Below are 21632 nucleotides of genomic sequence, written 5' to 3' on the forward strand. Positions count from 1 at the left end.
CGCGGCATCCCGGTAGCGCCGAGCCACGCTCGGCGAGCGCAGCAGCCCAGATCACGCGGCCACGGCGAATCGCAGCACTTCGGTAGCGCCGAGCCACGCTCGGCGAGCGCAGCGGGAAGAACCTGACGGCCAGCGGCCGTCACTACCGAGCGCAGCGGCCCAGGTCACGCGGCCACGGCGCGTGGCGCGGCGCGCAGCTGGAACACGGCCACCGCTTCGGCCAACAGATCCGCCTGGTCTTCCAAAGCACGGGCCGAGGCCGTGGCTTCTTCCACCATCGCCGCGTTCTGCTGCGTGCTGGCGTCCATCTGCACGATGGTCTGGTTGACCTGGCTGATGCCATTGCGTTGTTCCAGCGACGCATCGCGAATCTGCAGCATGATCGCCGCCACCTGCTGCACGCTGGCCTGCAGCTCGGTCATCGTCGCGCCCGCTTGGCCGACCGCCTGCGTACCCTGCCCGACCTGCGCCACCGAATCTTCGATCAACCCCTTGATCTGCTTCGCCGCATCCGCGCTCCGTTGGGCCAGGCTGCGTACTTCGCTGGCAACCACCGCGAAGCTGCGCCCCTGCTCCCCCGCGCGCGCCGCTTCCACGGCTGCGTTCAAGGCCAGGATATTGGTCTGGAACGCGATGCCATCGATCAGCGAAGTGATCTCGCCGATGCGACGCGACGCCGCCGAAATATCACTCATCGAACGCTGCACGCGCCCCACCGCGTCGCCTCCGCGTGCAGCGACCTCCGCACTGGCCTGCACCAGTACACTGGCCTGGCTGGCCGCATCGGCATTGCGCGATACGGTATCGGTCAGCTCGTGCATCGATGCAGCGGTCTCTTCCAGATTGGCAGCCTGCAACTCCGTCCGGGTCGACAGGTCGGCATTGCCTGCGCTTATCTCACCGGCCGCCTCGCCGATGGAACCCGCGGCCTGCTGGATGCGCGCCACGATCCCTGCAAGTTGCTGCACCGTCGCATTGGCATCGTCGCGCATGCGGGCAAACACCCCTTCGACCTCACCGTCCATGCGCGCGCGCAGGTCACCGCGGGCCAGCGCCGCCAGCAGCGTCTGCAGGTCGCCCAGGTTGTGTTCGAAGGTTGCCAGCAGATGGTTGATGCTGGCGGACAGACGGTGTACGAAGCCCTCCTTGCCCTCCAGCGGAATCCGCCCGGCCAGTTCACCGAGCGCCGCCGCGTCGACCAACGCCGCCACCTCGGTCTCCAGCAGCACCTCCAGCGCGCGACTGCGCCACTCCACCACCTCGCCCAGCGCGTGTCCATCGTCGAAGATGGGTGTCGTCACCACGTGCCAGGTCGTGCCGGCGTGCTGGATATCAAAGTCCCGCCTTCTATTCCCACCCGCGCTGGACAATGCGGTGTGCACGTCGCGGGCCGACGCGCCGATCACCTCATCGGCGGCACGTGACAAGGTCAGCAGCAGCGCCGGGTTGGCATGCGTCACGATGCCCTGTGGGTCGATCACCATCAATCCCGTGGACGCGCTGTCCAGCGCTTGGCGTGCGCGTGCGTTCTCCTGGGCGACGGCGCGGTCCCGCTCGATGCGCGCGCGCAGTTGCTGCTGCATATGACCAAGTCGCTGGGCAAGCTGCCCGATCTCATCGTGTGGATTGTGCACACGCAGCTCGGTATCCAGCCGGTCTTCGGCAATGTCCTGCGCAAATCGCAGTGTGTCCTGGATCGGTCGACGCACCGCGCGCAGCACCATCACGAGTGTGCCGATCAATACCAGCGCAACCGTCAACAGGCTCGCGGCGAACATCACACCCAGGCGGGACGCCTGCGCCTGCTGTCGTTCGCGCGCCTGCTCCAGGTTTCTGGCCTGCACCGTCTGGAATGCCTGCAATGCCGGCGCGATGCTTGACGCGGTGTCTACCAGCAGCTGTGCCTCCACATCCAGTCCGACACGCGCCGCGGTATAGGACAGCAAAGCGCCCTGATACGCATCCATCAGCTCGCGAAGCTGCTGTTGCGTATCGGCAGACAGGCCCGCCAGCGCGAGATCGAACGGCAGCTTTTCTTCGCTGGCCTTGTCGGCATGGCTGGAGTCACCGTTCAACAGCAACAGACTCTCCTGCCGGCGCATCTTCTGCACGTGCATCGCCAGTAAGGGGCGATCGGTTGCATCCACGGCAGACTGCAAGGCGTCGGCCGCGGTATCAAGCTGCACCGCCAGCGCCTCATCACCGCGTCCCATCTCATCCACGCGGGCGTTCAAACCGGCAATCCCTTCGGAAAATGCGGCGGCATGGCTGGCCACCTCGTCGAGCGCCTTCTTCCGTGCACCGTCCATCGGCAGCGCGCGTAACTGCTCCAGCGTGGCCTGCAGGCGCTGCTGGGCCTGCTGCAGCGAGGTGCGATCAGCCGCATCGAACGTCAGGGCATACTGCGTCTGCAGCCTGCGGGCTTCGGCGACCTCCGCCGCCAGCGTGGAGGCAAGACCGGTGCCCTGCTGATGAACAGCGAACGTGCGCGCGGCCCGATCACTCACATGAGTCGTCCACGCATACATCGCGGCAACGGTGACCAGGCCGATGCCGCAGACCAGCAGGCTGCCTTTGATCTTGGCAGCTACACTCAGGCGGCCCAGGCGGTGGATATGTCCGCTGGCAGCCGCAGCGGTGCCGCGCACGCGGGCGCCCAATGTTCGCAGGAAATGCGGTACAGCCGACATGACAGACTCCGAGGCAGAATGACGCATCGGTATCGGCCGGCAGCTTGCGTACTTTAGCCCCGGTAGCGCCTAACCCTGCCCCGTGGGCATAGAGGGAACCGCCACGCATGCCGCAGCGGTACCGGGGGACGTTGTAGCAACGGCGCAAGACGCGCCGATGACAGCGCGCGGGAACATCAGAAGCGCACGTCCGCCTTCATGCCAACCACCACCGCATCCTTGCGCGCGGTGAATCCACCGGGGTGGCGGACAAACTGGATACCGGGCTGCACATCCACGCCGACCAGCGGCTTCCAGCCGTAGAACACTTCGGCCATGTGCTCGCGACGCGCGAACGCCGTGCCAACACCTTGCTGGCCAGAACGCGCAGCACGTGGATTGACCCGGGTGGTCGCCAGGCCGATGCCGATCCGATCGTCAGGCCGCGTGTGCATCAGCCCGGTCTGGATCAACTGCACGTTGAACATCTGATCGATATCGCCGGTACGCCGGTCGCCCTGTGCGAACGCCACCTGGCCACGCAGCCCGGACCGTTCGTTGGCGCCACTGCCGCGCGTCAACTGCTGCTGCGCGCTGGCCCAGCCGCCGTAGGCCCCCGTGCGCAGTTCCTGCTGCTGCGACATCCCCTCGACAGGAAACCGCTGCACTGCATCGGCGCGCCGGGCACTGCTGTACCAGCCGCCCACTGCGTAATGCCCACTACGCCCGTCGAAGGTGGGCTCCCAGCCCAGCTCCAGCGGCGTCAGCGTGTCCACGGTTCCGGACGGTGCGAACCGCAGTCCGCCGCCGTGGGTGTCGGCGTAACGCGGATTGACCTGATACGCCCCTGCACGCACGTACACCTCCTGCACGGGCCGCCAGGTGAACACGCCGCCCCATTGACTGAGAGGTGAGTTGAACCAGTAGTCGCCGCCGAACACGGCTGGCTGACTGCCGCAGAGCGCGAGATTCATCGCGATGCAGTCCAGCGCGTTGAAGTCATCACCGACCGATACCCGGCCGAGCTTCAGATCGAACTGGCCGTCGGCAGACTGCTTCGCCAGCCACAGGCTGCCCAGCCGTGCGATGTTGCCGCGCCCATTGACTTCCTGGTTCTGCAGCAGGCTGCCCAGCCCCGCCCGTTCTGTCAGGTTGTGTCCGTCGCGCAGCGATAGCGATGCAGCAGCGCGCGTGCCCTCCCAGCCCCACAGACGCTGCAGGTCGAACTGTCCGCTGGCCGATAACTGGCCGGCGTGCGCCGAGGTGTGGCGTAGACCGCCAGACAGGTTGCGTGCGGCTTCGACGGTATAGCCCATGTCCAGCTCGATCCCGTCGCTGGCGAGCCGCTCGCGTGCCCCGTTCCAATCCCCCGTGATGCCCTGTGCCGCCACGGCTACCCCACAGCTTCCGGTGGCGGACATCAGAATGAGGCACCTCAGGGCGCCGTGAGGGATCAGAGGCTTCTTCATTGAGATTTCCTTGCTGCGAGGAGCCTCAACGTGGCATGCCCGCGCGCGCCCTCGCGGCGAGCAAAAGCGCGGACTGCGAAGCAGGTCACAGCCCTTGCCGCGAAAGGCGCGAGCACGCAAAGTCCGCTGTCGCTTTCCGCAGTGCGCACCTCGCCAACCACGACATGCCCGCGCAGTCGGCGGTGTGATGGCAGTGCTTGATTAACGGATCGGGAACCGCCGGCAACCTGTGATGAACCGCACACTCTGTGGTGAGGGCGCCGTTGACGGCAGACTCGCAAAGCGCGCTCTAGCCTCGCGGGTGATGATCGATATCCCCACCCTGCTCGGCTTCAGCGCCGCAGTCCTGGTTTCCATTGCGATCCTGTTGCTGCTGACCCGGCCCCGGGGTGGCGCGCGCCTGTGGCTTGCCATGCCATTCCTGGCCGGCGCGTGCTGCTGTGCCCTGCTGTTGTGGCCCGCACTCAAGCAGGCGCCGGCGGCCGGCTACATCGGCACCTTCTTCGCGTTGCTGGCGTTCGCAGCGGGCTGGCAGGGCATCCGATCCATCTTCCACCTGCCGCCACGCTGGGGCCTGCTGCTCGCGCCGCCGCTGTGCTGGCTGGCCTTGGTAGCGGCAGTGTTCGGTCCCGGCGAGATGTCGTCGTTGAACGCGGCGGGGCGCGCCGCGCTTGCGGCGCTTTACTGTGGTCTGTCGGCGGTCACGCTGGTCCAGCGCCGCGACCCCGCACTGCCGTCGGCGCGGCTGCTGGCGCGCATCCTCATGGTGTCGGCCGCCCTCGCCGCCGTCGCCATGACCCTGTCGCCCTGGCTGCCGGAGCCACTGGGTGCCGGCGCGCCGCGCACGTGGGCCGTGGCGGTATTCAGCGGCATCGTGCTGATCGATGTGCTGCTGGTCTGCGGACTGATGGTTGCGGTGCTGAAGGAACAGGCGGCCAGCCGCCTCTACGACGAGGCCACGCGTGACCCGTTGACCGGGTTGTACAACCGACGTTTGCTCGATGAAAAGCTGGGCATCTGGGATCAGGAGGACCGTGTCAGCGGGACCGTGCGCGCGGCGTTGTTCTTTGATATCGATGAGTTCAAGAGCATCAACGACCGCTTCGGCCACGACATGGGTGACAAGGTGATCTGCCAGGCCGCGAGGGCGGCGGAGCAGGCGGTGCGCCGCGACGACCTGATCTTTCGTTATGGCGGCGAAGAGTTCCTGTGCATCCTGCCCGACTCGAGCCTGAAAGCCGGGCTGGCCGCGGCGGAGCGCCTTCGCTCCACCTTCGAGCGCTGCGCCCAGGAGGTAGCCGGGCACCGCATCGATGCGACGCTCAGCGTAGGCGTGGCCATCAGCCAAGGCCGCCGTTCGAACGCGGGTGCCTTGGTGGCCGCAGCGGATCGGCAGATGTACCGCGCCAAGCAGGCAGGCCGCAACCGGGTGATGGGTAGCGACGGCGACTGATCTGTGTGTGTTGATTCGCGCCGGATGGGCGTCACCCGTACCAGCGCACCACATGCGCAGGGAGCCACGGTCGCGGATCGATGTCGAGCGCCGCGTACGCGTCGAGCTGGTCACGCAACGCGTTTTCCACGGAAGGAGTGCGGTAGCGCAGGCTTTCTTCTTCCGGTAGTTGCGCGGCGGCCCAGTCATGCAACCGGTCCACCCGTTGCAGCATCACCTGATGCAGCCACGGACGCAGGGCGTACACGTGGTGACCATGATCGGCCAGTCCCGCCACGGCATCGGCCAGCAGCGCGTTCGCCCCCCGCACCCACTCGGTCTTGCCACCGGCCTTTTCCTGCACGGTGAGTGGTGACGGCGCTTTGTGCAGGGCCAAGGGACGCCGCAGCTGCAACTCCAGATCGCGCGCATCGCGCTGCGTCTCCGCCTCCACCAACCATCCCGCTTCCAGATCGAAGAACTCGAACCAGCGCCGGTGCAGCGCACTGATGCGGCCCAGCGGATCGCGCGAGAAGCCGATCTTGCAGAAGTCCTCCCATGCGCACGGGAATACATAGGCGAACCAGTGTCCATCCGTTCGCAGGTTCATGGCGCGGGCTGGCAGACGGGGCAGAAGAACGCGCGGCGCTGCGTGGTTCCAAGATACTGCTTGCTGATGGGTCCGCCGCACTGCGGACAGATGCGCCGGGTATGCACCTGCCAGTGCTTTTTGAGCTCGAATGTCTTCTTCCATGCCAGGAAATCAAAGCTGTAGTCGCGGGCCTGCGCAATCACCTGGCCCAGCCTGCGTGGCGCGATCGCATGGATCGGTGTGGCGGGATGCACGCGCGTACGGAACAGCACCTCGTTCTTGATGATGTTGCCCACGCCGGCAAAGATCGACTGGTCCAGCAACGCATCGCAGATCAACGTGTCCGGCTGGGCCTTCAAGCGGCGGCGCGCAAGCCGGGGATCCCACTGCGGGCTCATCACATCGGTCCGCCAGTCGTAGGCATCGTCCAGGTCGCCTTCGATGTACTTCAACGAACACGTGTAGAGATTCAGCTCGCCGTTGTCGAACACAAGCGACGCACGCGCCGGGTTCGGCTTGCGCTCATCGATCCGCCAGGTACCGAACATCAGCAGGTGCGCGCGCAGGCTGAAGCCACGAAACTCAAGCAGGAAGTGCTTGCCCCAACTGCGCACGGACACGATCCGGCGGCCCTCCATGGGCGACAGGTCCAGGCTGCTGTTGCCGCTGGCATGGCGCACGGTCTTGTTGCGGAAATGCGCTGCGGCATCGCGCAGGATGACGATGGAGGGACCTTCAGGCATCTTCCTGCTCCAGCAAGGCCTGCAGCCGCAGGGCGTTGTCGATTGCAAAGCCGTGTGCGGTGTTGTCGAAGATCACCCAGCACGGCGTACCCGGGGTAGTGCTTGCGCGAAGCTGGCCGGCCAGCTGCTGCAGCGCCTCGTCGCTGTACGCGCTGTAATAGATGCGCGGGCTGCCGTGCCAGCGCCAGTAAGCCCACGCCGGACTGGCGGCGGGAACCGCGCCGGCCGGAACGCGCGGTGGATCCACGCCGACGCGGCTGATGTCATGGCGTTGCAGCAAGGCATCGGCTTCAGGCAGGTACCAGCTGGGGTGGCGCGGCTCGCAGGCTACCGGCAGCGCTGTACGCCGGCGCAGCATCGCAAAGAACGTCGACGCCACGCGTGCATCGAAGGACAGCGCCGGCGGTAGCTGCAGCAGCAGACCGCCCAGGTGGTCGCCCAGATGGAGGGCTTCGCCCAGAAAACGGTCCAGCGGCGCACCCACCCCGCGCAGCGCCAGCTCGTGCGAAATGAGCTTGGGGACTTTGACCGAGAAACGGAAGTCCGGCGGTACGGCCGCCGCCCAGCGCGCATAGGTCGCCGGCTGATGGGGGCGATAGAACGAGGAGTTGATCTCCGCGACGGTCAGGCGTGTAGCGTAGCGCTGCAACGCGCTGGCGCCTTCGCCGAAGCGATCTGCGTAGCGGCTGGGAATCGACCAACCGGCGCAACCTATCCGCACTGCCGATGCCACCGTCCGCTCCCCCCTGCTCGTGATTGACCAGGGTCAAGCGTCCGCCGCCGCGCGTTACGGAACGGCGAAGCCGTGTGAAGCCGCAGCTGATGCGGGGCCTGGTTATCCAGCGGTGCTCCGCGGAATGGGCTCGCCAACGGACCGCTGCGCTCGCCGACCATGGGTCGGCGCTACCGATGGCGGCTGTGGTAGGGCCGAGCCGTGCTCGGCGGAATGGGCCCGCCAACGGACCGCTGCGCCCGCCGGCCATGGGTCGGCGATACCGATAGCGGCGCTGTGGTAGCGCCGAGCCGTGCTCGGCGGAATGGTTGCGCCGACGGCCCGCTGCGCTCGCCGACCATGGGTCGGCGCTACCGATGGCGGGGGCCAAACGCTCCCTGTTGACCGGCCCGCTACGCCGTCCGGTGCATGCTGCGGTCATGTTGGAATTCATTGACGAATCCTGGTCCGTCCTGCCGCGCGACTTCTACAGGCGCCATCCGGCGGCGGTGGCCCCGGAACTGCTGAACAAGATCCTGGTCAGCGCGGACGGACGCGCGGCACGGATCGTCGAAGTGGAGGCCTACGCCGGCAGCGAAGATCCCGCGGCACACTCATTCCGCGGCATGACCGCACGAAACGCCACCATGTTCGGCGCACCCGGGCACCTGTATGTGTACTTCACCTACGGCATGCACTGGGGCAGCAACGCGGTGTGTGGCGAAGTGGGGGAAGGTGTGGGCGTACTGCTGCGTGCGGCTGAGCCCTTGCAGGGCATCGAGACGATGCAGCTGTCACGCCCCAAGGCGAAACGCGAGCGCGATCTGGCCAGTGGGCCCGGCAAACTGTCGCAGGCATTCGCGATCACGCGCGCGCTGGACGGTGCCGACCTGGTTACGGCCGACAGAGGCATCACGATCGTGGACGATGGCACGCCGCCGCCGTCGCACCCGGTCGTCGGACCGCGCATCGGCATCAGCCGCGCGGTCGAGTTGCCGTGGCGCTGGCACGTACGGGACAACCCGCACGTCTCGGTGCGTCCACCGCGAAAGGCCTGATGGGTCGCAATGCCCGGTAGCGCCGAGCCACGCTCGGCGGAGTGTTCCCGCCAACGGCCCGCTGCGCTCGCCGACCATGGGTCGGCGCTACCGATGCCCGCGATTGTCCGTAGCGCCGAGCCACGCTCGGCGGAGTGTTCCCGCTGACGGACCGCTGCGCTCGCCGAGCACGGCTCGGCGCTACCGGTACCCGGGACGCTCGCTCATCCCTCCCATGACAAGCCGCGCGGTGCATTACGGAAACCTGCTGCGCGCAGGGCGTCGGTGATCGGCCCGCGACCGATCACCTCATCGTTGATGAGGTCCAGGGTGAACGACAACCGCTTGCCCCGCCGTAGTGCGATTGCCAGCGCCTGTGCCGCACTGATCACCATCGCTGCGTGCGCAGGGTCATCGCCCTCGAAGAACGTCAGCAGATTGCGTCCGCCCTGTGCCAGGTACATGCGCAGCTGCCCTGCGCCGATCACCACCAGCGCACCGGCGCGGCGCACGGGCCGTTGCCGTGCCGGGTGCGACGGCCAAGGCAGCACCGTCCCATAAGGATTGGCAGGGTCGAGTACCGAAAGTCCAATAGCAACGTCCCTTCCCGTGGATACGCTGTCTTCGGCGAACTCGCGGAGCCGGTCCACGCTGCCGCGCTCCGCGAACTGCGCGCCGCCCAAGCCGTGCACGAAGCGTCCGCGCAGCACGCGCCCCGCATCCTCCATCCCCCGATAGACCTGTTGCAAGGCGGGGAACCCCCCTGCGATGCCTTCGGCTACTGCGGCGCCCCGGGTGACCACCCCGTGGCGATCCAGCAGCGCATCAGCCAGTGATACTGCACGCACGGTATCGCTGGCGGAGCCTCGCTGCAGCAACGACCAGCGACCCGCCAACGACGGGGCATCGTAGGTAGCCGGCCCCTGCGCCCCAACGGATGCAGCCGGCGCGCTGTCTGCCATCTGAAATCCGGCAAAGCCACGGCGTCGACGCGACACACTGGCGGCACGGATGCGCGATTGCACACGCGCCCCGGACAGCGCGCGCAGTGGCGCCCAGATGTCCGTCGTCAGTTGTCCTGTCCAGACCAGATCCCACAGCGCGGCATGCAGGTTTTCAGGCGACAGCTCCACGCCTGGCGAACCGTCGGGGTCGGCCTGCATGCGCGCATGCACGCCCGCCGCAAGCTGCCGCGCGAAGAACGCACCGCCCCCCTCCAGCACGGACAGGATCAACGGCTGCAGGGGCGATGCCGTATCTGCTTCCGCGCCGCCAGGTGCTGCAGGCAGCGTCTCAGCGGCCACATCCTGCAGGTGGAGCGAGACCAGCCCGTCGTCGTCACCGAGCCTGCCGTGCCCACACCACAGCACCGCGCCCGTGGCCAGCAACTCATCCAGCAACGCCGGCACATAGTCCCGAACACGGGCAGGCAGGATCTGGTTTTCCCAGATGGATATCGGCAACGGCACGCCGGCCAACTGCTCGACCACCCGCACTACCCCGTCCACGCCCTCCATTGTCCCTTCACTGGCGTGGACGTCGGGCAGGGCGGCATGTCCCACCGCGCCGCTCATCACGCCGTGCCGTTCGAGCAGCAACCGCGCGTACGCGTCCCCGGGCACGGGGCGGGTGGCCTCACGCGCTGCCTGCAGCGAGCGCACGCGCAGCCGACGGAAGACGTCTTCGCTCACCCACTCGTGATACGCCAACGGACTGATGTCCGGGTGGGCAGCAGCACCCGCTGCGACATTCACCGTGCCGAACGTGCCGCTCAACACCTTGCCCTGCTCGCCGAGACGAGACAATGCCGCATCGGCTACTACAACGCCCAGGCCGAATCGCTCGGCCACGTCCGCAGTGAAAAACGGGGCGCGCGTACGCGCGTAGCGTGCAACCAGTTCCCCCAGCGGATCAGCGCTGGGCGTGCGGAAGGCCTCCGGCACAGCGGCGGGCAAGACAGTGCCCAACGCATCGCGCAGCTTCCCTGCATCTTCCACTGCGGCCCAGTACGCCGTGCCCGCGATGCTTACCGGCAGCGCGCGGCGCTCGTCATGCAGCAGTTGTATGAAGGCTTCGGCGCTGCCATGGCCATCCTGCAGGCGCGCACCGATCTCTTCCGTGGTCAGCGGACCCAGCTCGCGCAGCAGATCGGCGACGCCCTCCTTGCCCTTGGCCAGGCGATCGGTAGCGAGCCGTTGCAGTTCATCGCCGACGCGCTGCACGACGGCGGCGTCCAGCAGTTCGCCGACATCCACCTGGCCCAGCAGGTCGCCCAGCAGCCCGCTGTCCAGCGACAGGATGGACGCGCGGCGCTCCGCAAGTGGCACATCGGTGCCGTACATGAACTCGGCAACGTAGCCGAACAACAGGTTGGCCGCGAACGGCGACGGCACCTCGGTGGTGACCTCGGCGATCTGTACTGCGCCGTCCACCAGGCGCTGCATGAGTGCACCAAGCGCCTGCAGATCATAGACATCCTGCAGACACTCGCGGGCGGTTTCAATCAGTATCGGGAAATCCGGATAGGCACGCGCCACGTCCAGGAGCTGCCCCGCACGGAGGCGTTGCTGCCACAGGGGTGAACGCCGACCGGGGGTCCGCCGCGGGAGCAGCAAGGCACGCGATGCACACTCGCGGAACCGCGCGGCAAAGAGGGCCGAGCCACCCACTGCCGCCGTGACGCTGCGCTGCAGGGCATCGGGATCGAACAGGAACAGCTCCGCCCCCGGCACACGCCCCGTACTGTCCGGGATACGCGCCATGATGCCGTCTTCGCTCGCCACCACCGACGGATCCACGTGCCAGCGCTCACGGATACGTTCGGCAATGGCCAATGCCCACGGATCGTGCACGCGGCGTCCATAGGGCGAGTGCAGCATCACCCGCCAATCGCCCAGCTCATCGCGGCAGCGCTCCACCACCAGCTGCCGGTCGGTTGGCAGCACGCCGGTCGCCTCGCGCTGTTCTTTCAGCAGGCTGAGCATGTTCTTGATCGCACGCGCATCCAGACCGCATGCCTGCAGCCGCGAGGCGAGCGCTTCCGGCAACGCGCCGTCGGCACGTGCAGCCGGTTCGAGCGCTGCGAAAAAGGCACCGATGGCCAGGCCGAGCTCGGCCGGCCGTCCCGCATTTTCGCCGCGCCAGAAAGGCAGGCGTGCAGAGCGGCCTGGCGCCGGGGTCACGATCACCTGGTCGTGGGTGATCTGCTCCACCCGCCACGAGGTGGCGCCGAGCGTGATCACATCGTTGACCCGCGACTCATGCACCATTTCCTCATCAAGCTCACCCACACGGCGCGAGCCCGCGCGCTCCTCGCCTTCCGGGAGCACCACGCTGAACATGCCGCGATCCGGAATGGTGCCGCCGCTGGTGATTGCCAGTTGCTTAGCACCGGGCCGCGCGGTCAGCTGGCCACTGTCCCGGTTCCACACCACCTTCGGACGAAACCCGGCAAAGTCGTCCGAAGGATAGCGGCCTGCCAGCATGTCCAGCACCGCATCAAAGGCACTGCGTGGCAGTTCGCGATACGGCGCTGCGCGACGCACGCAGGCATACCACGCATCCACGTCGAGCGGATCCATCGCGACTGCGGCCACCGTCTGCTGGGCCAGCACATCCAACGGATTGCGCGGCGAATCCACTGCCTCGATGCGACCGGCCAGCATGCTGTCCACGATCACCGCCGCATCGATCAGATCGCGACGTGTGCGTGGGTAGACGAAGCCGGTGGACACCCCCCCGACCTGATGGCCGGCACGGCCCACCCGCTGCAAGGCGCTGGCCACCGACGGCGGCGCGGCCACCTGAATCACCAGGTCCACCAGCCCCATGTCGATACCCAATTCCAGACTGGACGTCGCCACCACGCAGCGCAGTTCACCGGACTTGAGCGCGACCTCGATCTCACGACGCTGTTCTTTGCTCACCGACCCATGGTGGGAACGCGCGATCAACGGCTCTGCACCCTCCGAACGCCCGGATGTGCCGCCATTGAAGGAACCGTAGGCTGTAGCCTGCAGGCCGCGTGCCGGTTGTTCACCTGCGGCCTGCGCAAGGCGCTCCGCGTACAGGGCGTTGAGGCGCGCCGTGAGCTTTTCCGCCACACCGCGCGAGTTGGCGAAGACGATCGTCGAGCGCCAGCGCAGTACCTCATCCAGGATGCTGGCCTCCACGTGCGGCCAGATCGAGCCCACCCGTGACGACTGCTCGCGGCCACCCGCCGCGGGCCCGTGTGTGGGCAGGTCGGCCATGTCGTCCACCGGCACCACGATGCGCATCGCCAGATGCCGCGGAGACGGTGGCTGCACGACGCGTACCGGCCGGTCGCCGCCGAGGAAGCGCGCGACTTCGTCGACAGGGCGAACCGTCGCCGACAGGCCGATACGCTGCGCAGGTGCCGGCAACAGCGCCTCCAACCGCTCCAGGCTCAGCGCGAGATGGGTACCGCGCTTGGTGCCGGCGACCGCATGGATCTCGTCGATGATCACCGTATGCACATTGCGCAAGGTGTCCCGCGCCTTGGAGGTGAGCATCAGGAACAGCGATTCGGGTGTGGTGATCAGGATGTCCGGGGGGCGGCGCAGCAGGCGGGCGCGCTCGGCCGGGGTGGTGTCGCCACTTCGGATCGCGACGCTGAGGTCCACCTCCGGATCACCACGGCGTGCACGCTCGGTACGCACGCCCTGCAGCGGGATCTGCAGGTTCCGCTGCACGTCCGAGCCCAATGCCTTGATCGGCGAGATGTACAGCACGCGGGTAGCGGCGCGGTCAGGGCCGGGCACGCTTTCGGCCGAACGTGCCTGCTGGTCGCGTTCGCTGAACAGCTGGTCGATGGCGTGCAGGAAGGCGGCCAGTGTCTTGCCCGATCCCGTCGGCGCGATCACCAACGTGTGCTGGCCCTCGCTGATGGCTTGCCACGCCTGTACCTGTGCGGGGGTGGCGGCCGGAAAGGCGTGAGCAAACCACGCGCGCGTGGCGGGACCAAAGACTTCAGGAAGTGCGTCGAGGGGGCTGGACATGTCTCCATTATGCGAGCGGCCGCGTGCAGGCCGGCATGACGGGGCCGCTGCGGCGGGTGCCGGTGGACCCGACCGCTGCTCGCGTTACCTTGGACACTGGGGCGGCGGTTATATAGCTACTAGGCTGCGCTGCATGCACCGCCCGGTGCCTTGCGGAAGCGCCCTGCCATGACGATTGCCTGGAAACTGACTTCGCTGCTGCTGGCAGCCGCACCGCTTGATGCATTCGCCGCCGAGCAATGGATCATCGGCACCGACCTCTGGGGCAACACGAGCTACCAGACACTGCAGTTGGACACCCACGGGGAACGCCTGCAGGGCACGCTGGATGGTGACGCGGTGGCAGGGTCGCGCACAGACGGCGGCTTTTCCTTCACTGTCACGGACAAGGAGGGTCAGGTCAGCCACTACCGCGGTCGCATCGACGACGCGCGGATGCGTGGGGAGAGCGATCAACCGGACACCAATGATCGCGCAGCTCGCGCCGCCCACGCGTTCACCGGTTGGCGTGTCCCGGATCGCAAGCAGTCCGCGCCGCAGGTGCATCGGTTCACGCCAACGGATTATTCCAACACCTTCAGTGCGGATCGTCCGCCGGTACTGGTCATCCATCCCGGCGATTCCGTGCAGACCCGCACGCTGGATTCGGGTGGCGTAGACGAGCGGGGCATCACCCGGGCGCTGTACGGCAATCCCCAGGTCGGTCCGTTTTTCGTTGTCGGCGCAGAAGCCGGCGACACCTTGGCCATCACCTTGGTGTCGTTGAAGCTCAACCGCGATTACGCCGACAGCCTGGATGGCCTCGTCGACCGTCTGAAGACTGCTCGCGTAGCCGGTGAAGCTTCTGCGCTGGGCAAGCCGGTACGCTGGCAGTTGGACCGAGCGCGGGGCATGGCCCGTCCACAGGGGGCGTCCGGCGCACTCAAGGATTTCGAGGTGCCGGTGAAGCCGATGCTGGGTGGGCTGGCACTGGCCCCGGGGTTCGGCTATCCCCCGATCTCCACGGGCGACACCCATGTGTTCGGCGGCAACATGGACTTCAATGCGGTTGTCGAAGGCAACACGGTGTTCTTGCCCGTGCAGCAGCCCGGCGCCTTGTTGTACCTGGGCGATGGGCATGCGTTGCAGGGTGATGGGGAGACCACGCAGTGGGCGCTGGAGACGTCGCTGGATGTCATCGTGAAGGTGGACCTGGTGAAGCGACAGTCCATCGCGACCCCGCGCGTTGAATCCCCGACCCAGCTGATGGCGCTGGGGCAGGGCGGCTCCAGCGACGACGCCTTGCGTCTTGCTACGGCCGGCATGCTGCAATGGCTCCGACAGTCCTATGGATTGACGCTATCCGAGGCGACGCAGGTGCTTGGCGTGGCCGTGCAGTACAACGTGGTTAACCTGGCCGGACGGAGCGTGGGCGTGGCCGCGAAGATCGACAAGACAGTGCTGCGGACACTGACACCCGTGGCTGCCCCGGCGAAGTAACGCCTGGTCGTGCTCGGCGGCTTGCCGGTCCGGTGCACGGACGCCTGATGCAGGCCGCTGCGCTCGCCGAGCGTGGCTCGGCGCTACCACCCCGCTCCGCCGCCACTCGGTAGCGCCGAGCCGTGCTCGGCGGCTTGTCGGTCCGGTGCACGCACGCCTGATGCAGGCCGCTGCGCTCGCCGAGCGTGGCTCGGCGCTACCACAGCGCAAAGCTCCGCCACCTGGTAGCGCCGAGCCGTGCTCGGCGGATTGCCGGTCCGGTGCGCGGGCGCCTGATGCAGGCCGCTGCGCTCGCCGAGCGTGGCTCGGCGCTACCACCCCGCTCCGCCGCCACCTGGTAGCGCCGAGCCGTGCTCGGCGGCTTGCCGGTCCGGTGCATGGGCTCCTGATGCAGGCCGCTGCGCTCGCCGAGCGTGGCTCGGCGTTACCACCCCGCTCCGCCACCACTTGGTAGCGCCGAGCCGTGCTCGGCGGATTGCCGGTCCGGTGCACGCACGCCTGACGCAGGCCGCTGCGCTCGCCGAGCGTGGCTCGGCGCTACCACCCCCACACCCTCCAACCGCCAGACTCAGCACACATTCGTTGCAGTACGGTTTAAGTTCTGTTAACTATTGCTGCAGCGCACCAGAACCTCTGGCACGCAAGGAGAACCAAGGAATGAAGACCTGACCTGACCCGAAATCCCACAATCCGACTGCAAGGTGCATGCATGAACTACCGCATTGGCAAGTGTGTTCACGCTCCGAAAGCCTTTTCGCCATTGGCATCTGCAGTACACGTGGCACTGGCCACCGCCCTGTTGACCACCAGCTCCATCGCGGTGGCACAGGACCGAAACACCTCACCCACCGCCGAAGCCGCCACCCTGGACACCGTGTCCGTGCTGGGCAGCCGCACCAAACCGCGCACCGTCTCATCGTCTGCCGTGCCGATCGACATCATCAGCAGTGACGAGTTCCGCAACCAGGGTGCCACCGACGCACTGGACCAGCTCAAGGTGCTGGTGCCGTCCTTCAACGTCAGCACGATCCCTATCGACGACGCCGCCAGCCTGGTGCGCCCGGCCAACCTGCGCGGCCTGCCGCCGGACAACACGCTGCTGCTGATCAACGGCAAACGCTTCCACCGCGCTGCGGTGATCACGTTCCTGGGGCATGGCCTGTCCGACGGTGCACAGGGTCCGGACCTGTCGGCGTTCCCGTCGCTGGCGCTGGAGCAGGTGGAGGTGCTGCGCGATGGTGCAGCGGCCCAGTATGGGTCGGATGCGATCGCGGGGGTGATCAACTTCGGCCTGAAGAAACTGCGCGAAGGCGGCAGCGCCGAGGTGTTCACCGGCAAGTACTACGAGGGCGATGGCCTGACCACGCAGTATTCGGCGCAGATCGGACTGCCACTGACCGAGCGCGGCTTTGCCACGCTGACCGCTGAGTGGCGCAAGGCGGACGACACCTCGCGCAGTGTGCAGCGGGACGATGCCGGCGCCGCGGCGGCGGCCGGATACCCGGGCGTAGGCGATCCCGCGCAGGTGTGGGGTTCACCGAAGGTCGACGATGACCTGAAGCTGGTCTACAACCTCGGCCTGTCCACCGACACCGTGGATTTCTACCTGTTCGGCAACTACGCCAAGCGCGATGTCGACGGCGGGTTCTACTACCGTGATCCGACGGCGCGCTCGGGGGTGTACTCCAACGACGGCGGCGATACCCTGCTGGTCGGCAACCTGACCGGTGCAGGCGCTTGCCCGACTATTGCACTGCGCGACGGCGCCGGCAACCTGCTGCCGTACAGCGGGGTCAGCGGCGCGGTCGCCGCCTTGCCCGCCAACTGCTACACCTTCCTGTCCAGCCTGCCTGGTGGCTTTACGCCGCGCTTCGGCGGCTCGCTGGAAGATACCTCGGTGGTTGCCGGGGCAAAGGGCACTTGGGACGAGTGGTACTGGGACGTCAGCGGGTCGTGGGGCCGCAACGACATCGACTTCGTCATCTACAACACGGCCAATGCATCGCTGGGCCCGAACCAACCGGCCGGTCTCTCTTTCCGCCCCGGCGGCAATACCCAGACAGAAAAGAACCTCAACGTCGATGTCAGCCGCGATATCACCACGACCTTCAGCAGCCAACCGCTGCGGTTGGCCATGGGCGCGGAATGGCGCGAAGAAAGCTTCACGATCAGCCCGGGCGACGGACCGTCGACGGCCATCGGTCCACTGACCGACCAAGGCTTCGCCTTGGGTTCCAACGGCTTCAACGGGTTCAGTGCGCGAACGGCCGGCACCTTCGACCGACGCAACTGGGCGGCCTACGCCGATCTGGAAGCGCAGCTCACCGAACGCTTCCTGCTGGCCGGCGCGCTGCGTTACGAGGACTACGATTCCTTCGGCAGTACCACCATCGGCAAGCTCACCGCGCGCTTCGACTTCACCCCGACCTTTGCCCTGCGTGGTGCAGTCAACACCGGCTTCCGTGCACCGACGCCAGGCCAGGCCAACATCAGCCAGATCAGCACGGTGTTCGGGGGGACGGCCCTGGAAGACATCGCCACGCTGCCGCCGACCGATCCGATCGCGCAGCTCAAAGGCGCACGACCGCTCACGCCGGAGGAGTCAACGAACATCTCGCTGGGCGCGGTGTGGACCGAGGGCGACTGGCTGGTCACCGTGGATGGTTACCAGATCAAGGTGGAAGACCGCATCGCGCTGAGCACCAGCTTCGCGGTAACGCCGGAAGAACGCGCGGCGCTGGTAGCGGGCGGCAACCCGGAAGCCGCGTCGATCTCGCAGGTGACCTACTTCGGCAACGCGTTCGACACCACCACCACCGGCGTGGATCTGGTCACCAGTTATCGCAGCGACCATTTCGGTGGCACCACCACGTACTCGCTCGCCGCCAACTGGAACCGCACCGAGGTCGACCGCTACGACACTGACTTCATCGACGCGGCGCGCGTCTACAAGCTGGAGGAATCCCTGCCGAAGACAAAGGGCTACTTCAGCATCAACCACCAGCGGCAGATCTTCCATGCCAACCTGCGCTTGAACTATTACGGGTCGTGGTACGAAGACCATCTGGACAGTGGCGTGATCTCCGCAGCGGACGGCGGCCTGCCCATCCATGCCGGCAGCGCGCTGCTGGTGGATGCAGACGTCGGCTGGAACTTCGACTCTGGACTTTACTTCAGCGTCGGCGCGCAGAACCTGTTCGACCGCGTGCCCTCAAAGAATCCTTGGGCGGGCGTTGCAGGCGCCGAGTATCCGGTGCATTCGCCGTATGGCTTCAACGGCGGGTTCTATTACGCGCGGGTGGGGTGGAAGTTCTAGGCTGTTCTTCCGGGAGGCAGGCGGCGGGCCAGGGAAGTGCCTGCCGCCTGTCTTATCCGCACGCCGCTCATCCGCATAGAACCTGACAGGCAAAAAGGCCGTGCATGCCTTCTGCGTCCACCAAGCGTGATCCCGAGCGAACTGGGTGTCGCGTATTGCATCCCGCCACTGTCTTTCACAGATTTCCTCATGGACGCGAGAGTGTGGACTTACGCACGATGATGACGCCGGCGCCATCACGACGTCGGCCGGGATTGGCATCCTGTTTGTACATCGCAATTTCGGCTCTGTTCTGCCCTCGGGGCACGGCGGAGAATGCACTGCATCGTCTTCCGGTCATACGGCGGGCGATGCGTGGGGATCCCTGATCCGCCGGCCCTTTTGCGTTGTACACCGGTATGCCAACCCGCATCGTCCGCCACCCAGTGCTTCCGCGCGGGTGGCTTCAACGCACTGTGAGGTCGCTTGCATGAGCTCTTCCGATCTTCCCCCTACCCCGCCGCTGCGCCTGATCGCGTCCGCGGAAAATGCCGATCGTTCTGCAGACGGCATCAGCTCAGACCTGCAGCGGACCGGGCGCGTCGTTGTGTCCGTTCGCGTGCTGCGCGCCTTGGATGCGACCCTGGAAATCCTGCAGGCCGAGCACATCGCCCGATGCGATGGCGATACCGCCTCGCTGTTGGGTGAGCATCTGACCGATGGCTTGCTGGTGGCCGCCCGCGAGCTGGTCAGGGCGTCGGCGAGTCCGCATCTGGATCGGCCGTAACGCCTTTCGACCTGCCTGCACTTGAGGCCATAAGGCGGGCGCTCTGTACCCTGCGCGCGGGCAGTCTGGCGGCATCCAGCATCTGCAACCTGATGGTTCTTCCTCTCAGCCTACCTGCCGAGTGCCGCATTGCTCAACGTCTGTACCGTCGCGCAGTTCTCGCATTTGACGACCAGCCCACCAAACAGCTGTTGGATGTCCCGTTCCTCGATGCACGTGATATGGCCACAGCGCTTGCATTCGGCATGGATGGTCTGCACAAACGCAATGGCGCCATCGGGTCCCTTTGCCGCTTGGAAATCTCTGATTCGGAATACGCCGGTGTCAATCATCAGGTCAGTCTCGAATGATCTGACCGCCAACGTAGCCAACCGCGCGTAAGGGGAGTTCCATGCCAGCGTGATCCCGGCATCAAGACGCGCCATGGCGTGAGAACGGGTCAAGATAAATCGTTCAGGTTTTCCTCCTCTGTGATGAACGCGTTAAGTGTTAGCGTTCTCAGTCCAGAGTGTGTTGCGTCATGAGGTGCCGGGAATGCCTGTAAGGGCGTTGGTGTACGTAAGTAAGGTTTCTCCAAAGATCAGCCCTCCTGAGCTGGAAGTGCTTGTAAACAATGCACAGACGTTCAACCGCACGGCGGGAGTTAGCGGTGTCCTGCTGTTCGACGGTGCGCGCTATCTGCAGTACCTGGAGGGGCCAGAGGATGGCGTAACTGCCGTCTATGGTCGGATCCATCAGGCGACGCGGCACACGCAGATCGAGGTCATTGCCCAGGGGCATGCCGGATCGCGCTATTTCCCGTATTGGCCCATGAAGAAGTTCGACGTGGACCCGGAGACGTTCGATGCGGTCGCGCAGGCCAGCTGGGCAGGTTTCGCCCCCAGCGCGGCGGAAGGTAGCGCCACCGCAGTGGGCCGCCTGATCGACGTCGTGGGCGTACATCCAGTCCGCGATTGACCCGCCACATCGGTTGCGCCGAGCCACGCTCGGCGGAATCTGTCAGCGACTGATGCCCTCATGCCGCTGCGCTCGCCGCACCCAGGCTCGGCTCTGCGCTACGTTGATCGCAGCCGCATGCCCGCATTTGCTATCTTGCCCCGGCCCTTCCACTGCCTCACCGGAATCCCATGCCGCGCGTGTCCCCAGGCGTTCGATCCGCCACCACTGCAAAAGCCGCACTTGAACAGGAAATCGCACGCTCAGGCCTGAACGACCAGGCGCTGCTGCGTGCCGCCACCAAGGAAGCCTTCGAGCGGGTGAACCTGCTGCTCAAGGCGTACTACGCCGATTTCAGCCCGAAGCAACAGGCGCTGATCCTGGCGACCGTCGGTGCGAAGGCGACATCGAGCGTGGCGTCCCGCGAGAAGCCTGCCAAGGCAGCGCGCCCGACCAAGCGGCCGGGAGAGGAGCTTCCGCCGCGTTTCTGGCTGCCGTTCAGTGGCGAGACGTGGTCAGGCCGTGGCCGCCCGCCCAACGCATTCCTTGCCTGGGAAGGCACCGTGGCGCACACCGAGTGGAAGAAGCGCCATCCTGATGAGCGGTTTCCGCTTTATCCGGGTTGATGCGGGGAGATTATCAAGAGCAGGCGACTGAGGGCTGCCGATCGACGGCAGCCGACTGAAGTCGGCTCTACCCCGCGTGAGCGAATCACCCGAGGAACGGCAGCCGACTGAAGTCGGCTCTACCCGGCGTAGGCGACCCAGCCGCGGAAGGAAAGCGCCGCGTAGAACAGGCGGGGTTCAATGAACCCGGCCTCTTCCAGCAGCGCCACTTCGCGCTCGGGTGACAGCGTGGGCAACCTGCTCGCCAGCGCCTCGGCGCGGGCGGCGAGGTCGTCGTCGGCACCTCCGCGCGCGATGGCGAATGCGGCCCAGCGCTGCAGCCATACCCTTTTTTCGGTGGCTTCGTCAGGCACGCTGTGATGGGCAATGACCAAGGGAGCACCCGGTTTGAGCCGACGTTTCAGCTCGCGAAGCGTATGCAACCGCTCGTCCGGCGACAGAAAGTGCAGCGTCAGCAGGCACGTCGCGCCATCGAACAGCACGTCAGGTGCATCGTCGATATAGCCCTGGATCAACTCGCCGTGCAGCGACAGGTCGCCAAGCGTGTGGCGCGCAAGCGCCAGCATTTCGGCCGACGGGTCAACGCCAACCAAGCGCCACGTCGGGCTCGCCTCGGCAAATGCACGCATTTCGACCCCACCCCCGGCACCGAGCACGAGCACCCGCCCGTGTGCAGGCACCCGCTCGGCCAGCAGCACCTGCGCCATCTGATGCAGGGCATGCACACCCGGCACGTTGCGCACCAGGTTATCGATGTACTGCGATACCGCAGCGGGATCAGAAAACGACATGGCGGCCATCTCTTGGAGGTTGACCGCAAATGTAACACTTACTATT

At 66.4% G+C, this 21632-nt stretch carries 15 protein-coding genes; 7 read left to right on the forward strand and 8 right to left on the reverse strand.

Annotation, left to right across the window (positions count from 1 at the left end):
- Positions 1-164: 164 nt before the first annotated feature.
- Together IFT58_RS06810 and IFT58_RS06815 are read right to left on the reverse strand one after the other, a co-directional pair.
- A complete protein-coding gene (locus tag IFT58_RS06810; protein WP_192094274.1) occupies positions 165-2690 on the reverse strand; it encodes a methyl-accepting chemotaxis protein in 2526 nt (841 codons plus the stop codon).
- Positions 2691-2866: 176 nt separating this feature from the next.
- On the reverse strand, positions 2867-4090 hold the full coding sequence (locus IFT58_RS06815; RefSeq protein ID WP_192094275.1) for a carbohydrate porin: 1224 nt from the start codon (positions 4088-4090) through the stop codon (positions 2867-2869).
- 352 nt (positions 4091-4442) lie between these two features.
- Here IFT58_RS06815 and IFT58_RS06820 point away from each other — a divergent pair, with 352 nt between their 5' ends.
- Entirely contained in the window at positions 4443-5591 is a 1149-nt protein-coding gene (locus IFT58_RS06820; protein ID WP_192094276.1) for a GGDEF domain-containing protein, read from the forward strand.
- 31 nt (positions 5592-5622) lie between these two features.
- On the opposite strand, the gene IFT58_RS06825 is transcribed toward IFT58_RS06820, so the two are convergent.
- Genes IFT58_RS06825 through IFT58_RS06835 form a run of 3 tightly spaced genes read right to left on the reverse strand, consistent with a single transcriptional unit; the run spans position 5623 to position 7626 of the window.
- Positions 5623-6180 (reverse strand): GIY-YIG nuclease family protein, encoded by a 558-nt coding sequence (locus IFT58_RS06825; RefSeq protein ID WP_188325167.1) that lies wholly within the window; start codon positions 6178-6180, stop codon positions 5623-5625.
- Complete coding sequence (locus IFT58_RS06830; RefSeq protein WP_192094277.1) at positions 6177-6905, reverse strand: DNA-formamidopyrimidine glycosylase family protein; 729 nt, start codon at positions 6903-6905, stop codon at positions 6177-6179. Before IFT58_RS06830 ends, IFT58_RS06825 begins: the two co-directional genes overlap by 4 nt.
- Positions 6898-7626 carry a DUF72 domain-containing protein gene (locus IFT58_RS06835; RefSeq protein WP_342029539.1) on the reverse strand — a complete coding sequence of 243 codons (729 nt, stop codon included), beginning with the start codon at positions 7624-7626 and terminating at the stop codon, positions 6898-6900. Before IFT58_RS06835 ends, IFT58_RS06830 begins: the two co-directional genes overlap by 8 nt.
- Positions 7627-8057: 431 nt before the next feature.
- Here IFT58_RS06835 and IFT58_RS06840 point away from each other — a divergent pair, with 431 nt between their 5' ends.
- Positions 8058-8675 (forward strand): DNA-3-methyladenine glycosylase, encoded by a 618-nt coding sequence (locus tag IFT58_RS06840; RefSeq protein ID WP_192094278.1) that lies wholly within the window; start codon positions 8058-8060, stop codon positions 8673-8675.
- A gap of 203 nt (positions 8676-8878) precedes the next feature.
- Here the strand turns inward: IFT58_RS06840 and IFT58_RS06845 are convergent, their stop codons facing one another.
- On the reverse strand, positions 8879-13672 hold the full coding sequence (locus IFT58_RS06845; RefSeq protein WP_192094279.1) for an ATP-dependent helicase: 4794 nt from the start codon (positions 13670-13672) through the stop codon (positions 8879-8881).
- A gap of 168 nt (positions 13673-13840) precedes the next feature.
- Here IFT58_RS06845 and IFT58_RS06850 point away from each other — a divergent pair, with 168 nt between their 5' ends.
- From IFT58_RS06850 to IFT58_RS06860, 3 genes are all read left to right on the forward strand, one after another.
- Positions 13841-15151, forward strand: coding sequence for an acetamidase/formamidase family protein (locus IFT58_RS06850; RefSeq protein WP_192094280.1), 1311 nt, complete (start codon positions 13841-13843; stop codon positions 15149-15151).
- Positions 15152-15929: 778 nt separating this feature from the next.
- Complete coding sequence (locus tag IFT58_RS06855; protein WP_342029540.1) at positions 15930-18467, forward strand: TonB-dependent receptor; 2538 nt, start codon at positions 15930-15932, stop codon at positions 18465-18467.
- 469 nt (positions 18468-18936) lie between these two features.
- Positions 18937-19233, forward strand: coding sequence for a hypothetical protein (locus IFT58_RS06860; protein WP_192094282.1), 297 nt, complete (start codon positions 18937-18939; stop codon positions 19231-19233).
- Between the two features lie 110 nt (positions 19234-19343).
- Here IFT58_RS06860 and IFT58_RS06865 read toward each other — a convergent pair whose 3' ends face one another.
- The gene (locus IFT58_RS06865; protein ID WP_192082024.1) at positions 19344-19676 is read right to left on the reverse strand and encodes a hypothetical protein; all 333 of its coding nucleotides are present in this window, start codon (positions 19674-19676) and stop codon (positions 19344-19346) included.
- A 91-nt stretch (positions 19677-19767) separates the two neighbouring features.
- On the opposite strand from IFT58_RS06865, the gene IFT58_RS06870 reads away from it, so the two are divergent.
- Positions 19768-20190 (forward strand): BLUF domain-containing protein, encoded by a 423-nt coding sequence (locus tag IFT58_RS06870; protein WP_188325177.1) that lies wholly within the window; start codon positions 19768-19770, stop codon positions 20188-20190.
- A gap of 179 nt (positions 20191-20369) precedes the next feature.
- Complete coding sequence (locus tag IFT58_RS06875; RefSeq protein ID WP_342029541.1) at positions 20370-20795, forward strand: H-NS family nucleoid-associated regulatory protein; 426 nt, start codon at positions 20370-20372, stop codon at positions 20793-20795.
- A 119-nt stretch (positions 20796-20914) separates the two neighbouring features.
- On the opposite strand, the gene IFT58_RS06880 is transcribed toward IFT58_RS06875, so the two are convergent.
- Positions 20915-21586: a class I SAM-dependent methyltransferase gene (locus IFT58_RS06880; protein ID WP_192094284.1), complete on the reverse strand. Its 672-nt coding sequence runs from the start codon at positions 21584-21586 to the stop codon at positions 20915-20917.
- Positions 21587-21632 lie beyond the last annotated feature (46 nt).

It is taken from the genome of Stenotrophomonas sp. CFBP 13718 (assembly GCF_014842145.1).
Classification (GTDB): domain Bacteria; phylum Pseudomonadota; class Gammaproteobacteria; order Xanthomonadales; family Xanthomonadaceae; genus Stenotrophomonas.